This window comes from Tunicatimonas sp., assembly GCF_049647865.1.
Lineage (GTDB): Bacteria > Bacteroidota > Bacteroidia > Cytophagales > Cyclobacteriaceae > Tunicatimonas.
Genome location: NZ_JBARYM010000642.1, coordinates 1 through 5,496, shown reverse-complemented (window position 1 = coordinate 5,496; position 5,496 = coordinate 1). Strand labels below are relative to the sequence as shown.

Annotated in this window: 9 protein-coding genes; 1 reads left to right on the top strand and 8 read right to left on the bottom strand. The window is 42.9% G+C overall.

Annotation, left to right across the window (positions count from 1 at the left end):
• The 5 genes from WBA23_RS18925 to WBA23_RS18905 all read right to left on the bottom strand — a co-directional run.
• The coding region (locus tag WBA23_RS18925) for a magnesium chelatase domain-containing protein (RefSeq protein ID WP_424583845.1) at positions 1 to 589 on the bottom strand (589 nt) is incomplete at its 3' end.
• Positions 590 to 787: 198 nt separating this feature from the next.
• Positions 788 to 955 carry a hypothetical protein gene (locus WBA23_RS18920; protein ID WP_424583844.1) on the bottom strand — a complete coding sequence of 56 codons (168 nt, stop codon included), beginning with the start codon at positions 953 to 955 and terminating at the stop codon, positions 788 to 790.
• 103 nt (positions 956 to 1,058) lie between these two features.
• Complete coding sequence (locus tag WBA23_RS18915) at positions 1,059 to 1,331, bottom strand: SIS domain-containing protein (protein WP_424583843.1); 273 nt, start codon at positions 1,329 to 1,331, stop codon at positions 1,059 to 1,061.
• Positions 1,328 to 1,702 carry a hypothetical protein gene (locus WBA23_RS18910; protein ID WP_424583842.1) on the bottom strand — a complete coding sequence of 125 codons (375 nt, stop codon included), beginning with the start codon at positions 1,700 to 1,702 and terminating at the stop codon, positions 1,328 to 1,330. Before WBA23_RS18910 ends, WBA23_RS18915 begins: the two co-directional genes overlap by 4 nt.
• A gap of 74 nt (positions 1,703 to 1,776) precedes the next feature.
• Positions 1,777 to 3,609: an ABC transporter ATP-binding protein gene (locus WBA23_RS18905; protein WP_424583841.1), complete on the bottom strand. Its 1,833-nt coding sequence runs from the start codon at positions 3,607 to 3,609 to the stop codon at positions 1,777 to 1,779.
• Positions 3,610 to 3,906: 297 nt separating this feature from the next.
• Between WBA23_RS18905 and WBA23_RS18900 the strand changes: the two genes are divergently transcribed.
• The gene (locus WBA23_RS18900; protein WP_424583840.1) at positions 3,907 to 4,092 is read left to right on the top strand and encodes a hypothetical protein; all 186 of its coding nucleotides are present in this window, start codon (positions 3,907 to 3,909) and stop codon (positions 4,090 to 4,092) included.
• Between the two features lie 113 nt (positions 4,093 to 4,205).
• Here WBA23_RS18900 and WBA23_RS18895 read toward each other — a convergent pair whose 3' ends face one another.
• The 3 genes from WBA23_RS18895 to WBA23_RS18885 all read right to left on the bottom strand — a co-directional run.
• Entirely contained in the window at positions 4,206 to 4,805 is a 600-nt protein-coding gene (locus WBA23_RS18895; protein ID WP_424583839.1) for a hypothetical protein, read from the bottom strand.
• Between the two features lie 6 nt (positions 4,806 to 4,811).
• Positions 4,812 to 5,132, bottom strand: a complete 321-nt coding sequence (locus tag WBA23_RS18890; RefSeq protein ID WP_424583838.1) for a hypothetical protein — start codon at positions 5,130 to 5,132, stop codon at positions 4,812 to 4,814.
• Between the two features lie 63 nt (positions 5,133 to 5,195).
• Positions 5,196 to 5,496 (bottom strand): tetratricopeptide repeat protein (locus WBA23_RS18885; RefSeq protein WP_424583837.1); only part of this gene is annotated, 301 nt, incomplete at its 5' end.

Here is a 5,496-nt window from a genome sequence, read left to right as displayed (position 1 = left end):
CATCCGAAAAATCTACCGCAAACTGGTCGATCTCCTCAAAGAATATATCGCGGGTTTCGTGCCAGAAGGGTTCTATACTCTGGTTACCCTGAAGGAAATCAATAGTTTCGGCTAGGGTTTCCACTCCAATTACTTCCAAATTGTTAACGATAGCCGCTTCTCGGGCGTTTTCCTTCGGCAAAATAAATCCTTGGAAACCATTTTTGCGAGCTTCCACAGCAATGGGTAATACGCCTTTAATGGGGCGAAGAATGCCATCTAGCGAAAGCTCACCCATTATGAGATATTTGGATAGTCGCTTATCTTGTATTTGACCGGAAGCAGCTAAAATTCCTACTGCGATGGGCAGATCGTAGGCTGACCCTTCTTTACGAATATCGGCCGGAGCCAGATTCACTACCGTTTTGATGCGAGGCATCGCGTGCCCCGAATGCTTAATGGCCGCCTCTACCCGTTGCTCACTCTCCTTGACGGCACTATCTGGCAATCCTACCATATAAAATTTGGTGCCTTGACCTACGCTCACCTCAATCGTAATCAAGTATGCATCTACTCCAAAGACTGCTCCGCCAAACGTTTTTGCTAACATTGTTTAGAAGTTGATAGTTGAAAATGGAAAGTTAAAAGTGTTAGAGTGTTCAAGTTGGGGGTTAGTAGACTTAAACTCATAGACACTAAAATGAGAAACAAGTAAATTTCAAGCAACTACAATAATTGAAATTCGGCAGGTATGTAGGAAAAAAAGGAAATTAGCTAGGTGAGGCTACTTGCTTCTCAATAAGTAAGATTATAATATGGATGACTTTGATGTGAATTTCTTGAATGCGGTCGGCGTAACCAAAGGGGGGACTCGGATTTTTATATCAGCTTTATTAGCCAGTTTCCCCCCGTCTTTTCCGGTTAGGGTAATAACTCTCATTCCTTGAGCTTGGGCAGCTTCTACCGCATTCAGCACATTGGGGGAATTGCCACTGGTGCTAATAGCGAGAGCGCGTCTTCTGGTTTCCCTAAGCCTTCAATAAAGCGGGAGAAAATATAATTGTAACCGTAGTCGTTGCCTACGCAAGAGATATGACTAGAATCAGAAATAGCAATAGCACATGTAGAGCTATTCGATTATTGCGGTACCGGCCACTCAGTTCTTCGGCAAAGTGCATCGCATCGCAGTGCGAGCCACCGTTCCCACAACCGATAATTTTTCCGCCATGACGAATAGTTTCGGCAAGCGTAGTGGCGGCTAGTTCAATCTGGGTTATTAGCTGATCGTCTTGCTTTACTTTTTCTAATAACTGGGTAGCTTCTTCAAGTTTGCTCCGAATCAGATCAATCATGTAAGTCTTCTCTGGTCAGTATCTAAAGGGTCATCTGTTGGTTTTTTTTCAGCATCGAGTGATGATTCAAAGGATTTTATTTCCTGATCAATTTCATCTTCCCGGCGTTTCATGTCGTAAACCTGAGCTTTAATTTCGTTCTTTTCAGCCTCCAGCCTTTCAAGCCTACGCTGGAAGCGCCGACGGTCAAACCAAGCCAGACCGAACACGACTAAAAAGAGCGCGAAGCCAATAAACGTGAAGATAAGAACGGTGCTAGCGCTATCTATTAAGTTCTGAGCCACCGAATCGTTTAGATTGAGTGCAAATGCTATTAAAACTACGTGATAAAAAATTAGTAAAACGTAAAAAAATAGGCGGATAGGTTTCATAGGCTAAAGATTTGTTGTATCAAACATAAAGTCATTATTAAGGTAACACGCACAACTAGCCGCTTTGTTTAAGACTACACGGCTTGCATTTGGGTAAGTTTTCGGTACAGCCCATTTTCCTCAACCAGCTCCAAGTGTGTGCCTCGCTCTACAATCTTGCCTTGCTGCACTACTACAATTTCATCGGCATGCTGGATAGTGCTTAGCCGGTGAGCAATAACCAAGGAAGTTCGGTTTTGCATAAGATGCGTTAGGGCTTCCTGCACCAATCGCTCCGATTCTGAGTCTAGCGCTGAGGTGGCTTCATCCAGTATGAGAATAGCCGGGTTTTTCAGCACTGCCCGAGCAATACTAACCCGTTGCCGCTGACCACCCGATAACTTAGATCCTCGTTCACCCACCACCGTTTGGTACTGTTGAGGCGTTTCCATAATAAAATCGTGGGCGTTAGCAATTTTTGCCGCACGAGTTACTTCTTCCTCAGTAGCATCCGGTTTACCGAAGGTAATGTTATTAAATATAGTATCGTTGAATAAAATAGATTCTTGGGTTACAATACCCATTTGCTGACGCAATGAAGTGATTTGGTATGTGTCTAGCGGCACATCGTCTAGGTAGATGGTACCTTGAGTAGGATCGTAAAAGCGGGGGAGCAAATCAGCTAAAGTAGATTTCCCACCCCCCGAAGGGCCTACTAAGGCAATAGTTTTCCCTTTTTTTAGGGTAAGATTAATTTCTTGAAGGACTAGTTCATCTTCGTAGGCAAAAGAAATATTCTCAAAGCGAATTTCTCGCTCAAAACCGGGCAGGGGTAGAGCGTCCTTCTTTTCTGTAATCTGACGTTCGGTATCGACAATTCGGAAAATACGCTCACCGGAAGCCAAACCGCGCTGAATGCTACTGATGGAATTAGTGATAGAACGAGCCGGATTCAGCATCTGAGAAAAAATAATGATATACGTAATAAACTCACTGGCACTTAGTGAAGAGTTGTTGTTCAGTACTAGAATTCCGCCAAACAGTAGAATTCCCGCTACTACAGTAACGCCCAAAAACTCCGAGGTAGGCGAGGCCAACTCTTGTTTGCGGGCCATCGCAACATTGGTGTGGGCGTAGTGGTTTACCTCTCGCTCAAAAGTATTTTCAACCAACTGCCGAGCGTTGAACGCCTTAACGATCCGCATACCTGACAGAACTTCATCTAGTATACTCACAATTCTTCCGAGCGATTCCTGGCTTTCGGTAGCTTTTTTCTTTAAATGTTTATTGATCTGAGAAATAATAACCCCCGAAAGCACCAGCACAAACAACACAAACACGGTAAGCTGGGGCGACATCAGTAGCAGTACTATAAAATAACCAATAATAGTTGCCGGATCGCGAAAGGCCACCTTTAAGCTGTTAACCACTGAGTTTTCTACTTCCTGCACATCGTTGGTCATGCGCGACATAATATCGCCCTTTCGCTCGTTAGAAAAGTATCCTAAGTGCAAATGAGAAACCTGATTAAAAATCCGCATCCGTAGTTTCTGAATAACACTCGCGCGAATTTTTGCCAGGGTCAGCCCTGAAACGTAGCGAAACAGGTTGGATAGAAATACCGAAAGCACAATAATTCCGCAAACAAAAGCCAGTGCTCCTACCTTTCCTCGGGTTTCAACAATAGATAAGAAATAGTAGTTAAAGGTATTGATAACATAATCAGCCGAAAGGGAGAACGAAGGCGCATTTTGCATTTCGGCTATTGCTGAATCTTCTACCTTGTTGAACAATATTTCAAACAGTGGAATTAGTAGAGTTAAATTGATTAAGCCAAAAAGAATGGATAGTGAGGCATAAAGTAAGTACTGAGGAATGTATCGGCGGTACGGTTTGGCAAAAGAGAGGATGCGTAAATAGGTCTTCATGTTTTCCGGTCGGTACTAAAATCAAACTGGTTGATTAAAAAAAAATAGGGTGCAAACAATGATTGAAGTAAGTTTGCATCTAAAGTTTCTTGGATTGTTACGAGGCAAAGCTAGTATGTTTCTACGTATTTTGGTAAAATTGCGCCAGTATTGATGGGATAGAGGTATCAAGTAAATATTCAGTTCTAGCGCATTTTATTTGCAACGTACTGAAAACGATAATGAGCGATTACGCCAACTTCTAAATCCTAAACACCAATACTCAAAATAGTTGTACTAATTTATAATTTTGTAAATATGTTTGATGCTAACGGAACAGAAGGCTTGGAGTTGTTTACCTGGATTGTGGGAGGGTTAATCGGATTACTTGCCGCGCTTACGTTTACCCACTTTTTAGCGGTGCAAAAAGAAGACGAAGAGGCTGCCGATGAAACTTCTGAAGTAGACGCTCCGCTTACCGAAGAAAAAACTACACTACATTAAGGGATGAGTAAATTACTTAAAGTTATTTTTGATGGGCCTGCCACCATCTTGCTAACATTGCTTTTGTTGGCGACTATTGGGCTGATTATTTTTTCGGATATTTTCGCATTTATTTAGGGCGCGACCCAACTACCTTCCCACTTTTGGTGGTGCCAGCTAAACTGCGCCCGAAGGTGCCCTTCCCGGCTTAATTTCAGAAAATCTAGTTGGTAGATGGTACTAGCGATTAGGGTGAAGTTTTTAAAGCCTGATTGAGTATTCTCCCCGGTAGGGCTATTTTTAAAATCTGTTGGAAGGTTATCAGTGTATTCACTAGTATTTGTACCCGGCGGAACGGGGCCAATATAGTCGCCCCGATTTTTAAGAGGAATGTTCTGCCAAACTTCACGCGCCGTTTCATCTTCGTTATGCCAAACTACGGTTGCTTTCGCCCGTATCTGCTCCTTGCTTCCGTGATCGTAAAATAGCCAATGTACTTGGTTATTCTGGGCTACATCATCTATTTTTTTCGTTCGCTGATCCGAATAGCAGATAAGTTGCCGTTCACTTTTGTTGGCCTTACGGAGTACGACAGTTCGCTGCTCAATTCCGGCGGTGCCGTAGGTGGCCAGTACCGGAAAATGGTAAGCGTGCTTAGCATCCGCCCCGCCTCTTTGCAGCATACCCCAAACATGTTCCAGTAGTTCATCTAAAGTTGAATCGGGTGAGATCATTTCAATTTACGATTTTGGGATTGTACTTAGCTTACCTCGGTACTGCAAGCTACGCCGGTTTAATTCTTTTATAGTCTGCGGGTTTTTAATCATTTGTTCAGCAAGAATAATGGCTTGGGCTAACTGATCTTCATTTAGCTGTTGGTAGGCTGGTGTGCGACCTTTTCGGCTCAAATGATTGTACCAGCAATCCTGAAATAGTGTATCCAAGATTATTCGTTGAAAACAATGGTTAAACCGAACCGGCAAACGCTGTTCTTTGGCTAATTGTGGTAGTTGCTGGTTGGTTAATGTCAAATATTCTTTTCTAAGTTTTCTTATGCTCACAGCTACTCAACTGTAGGTTAAACCGCATGTTTGAAAAATTGAGCCGGTACGGGTAAGAGTGCCTTATTTTACTTCGTAGCCTAGGCAAATATCTTGAGCTACTGGGGGAATTGATCTATGTAGCAGGTTTTGAATCTTTTGATAATCTTCGCAGGCACCTAGTCGGTTGTTAGTTGCGTAGCGACAGTATCCGCGCATTTTATACAACTCCTCATTGAAGGGGTTCCGGCGAATGAGTTCATTCAAAGGCTTAAGTGCCCTTCTGTACTTTTTCTCATGATAAAAAGTAATTGCTTTTTCGGCTAATTTATGGTCGGGTTCAGGCACTTGATTACCTTCTCCAAGAGACTGGGTAGTTACAAAT

What these genes read in the sequence shown, in the direction of transcription:
- WBA23_RS18895 (WP_424583839.1), bottom strand. Translation starts at nt 4,805, where the DNA reads ATGATCTCACCCGATTCAACTTTAGATGAACTACTGGAACATGTTTGG.
- WBA23_RS18915 (WP_424583843.1), bottom strand. Translation starts at nt 1,331, where the DNA reads ATGATTGATCTGATTCGGAGCAAACTTGAAGAAGCTACCCAGTTATTA.
- WBA23_RS18905 (WP_424583841.1), bottom strand. Translation starts at nt 3,609, where the DNA reads ATGAAGACCTATTTACGCATCCTCTCTTTTGCCAAACCGTACCGCCGA.
- WBA23_RS18900 (WP_424583840.1), top strand. Translation starts at nt 3,907, where the DNA reads ATGTTTGATGCTAACGGAACAGAAGGCTTGGAGTTGTTTACCTGGATT.
- WBA23_RS18910 (WP_424583842.1), bottom strand. Translation starts at nt 1,702, where the DNA reads ATGAAACCTATCCGCCTATTTTTTTACGTTTTACTAATTTTTTATCAC.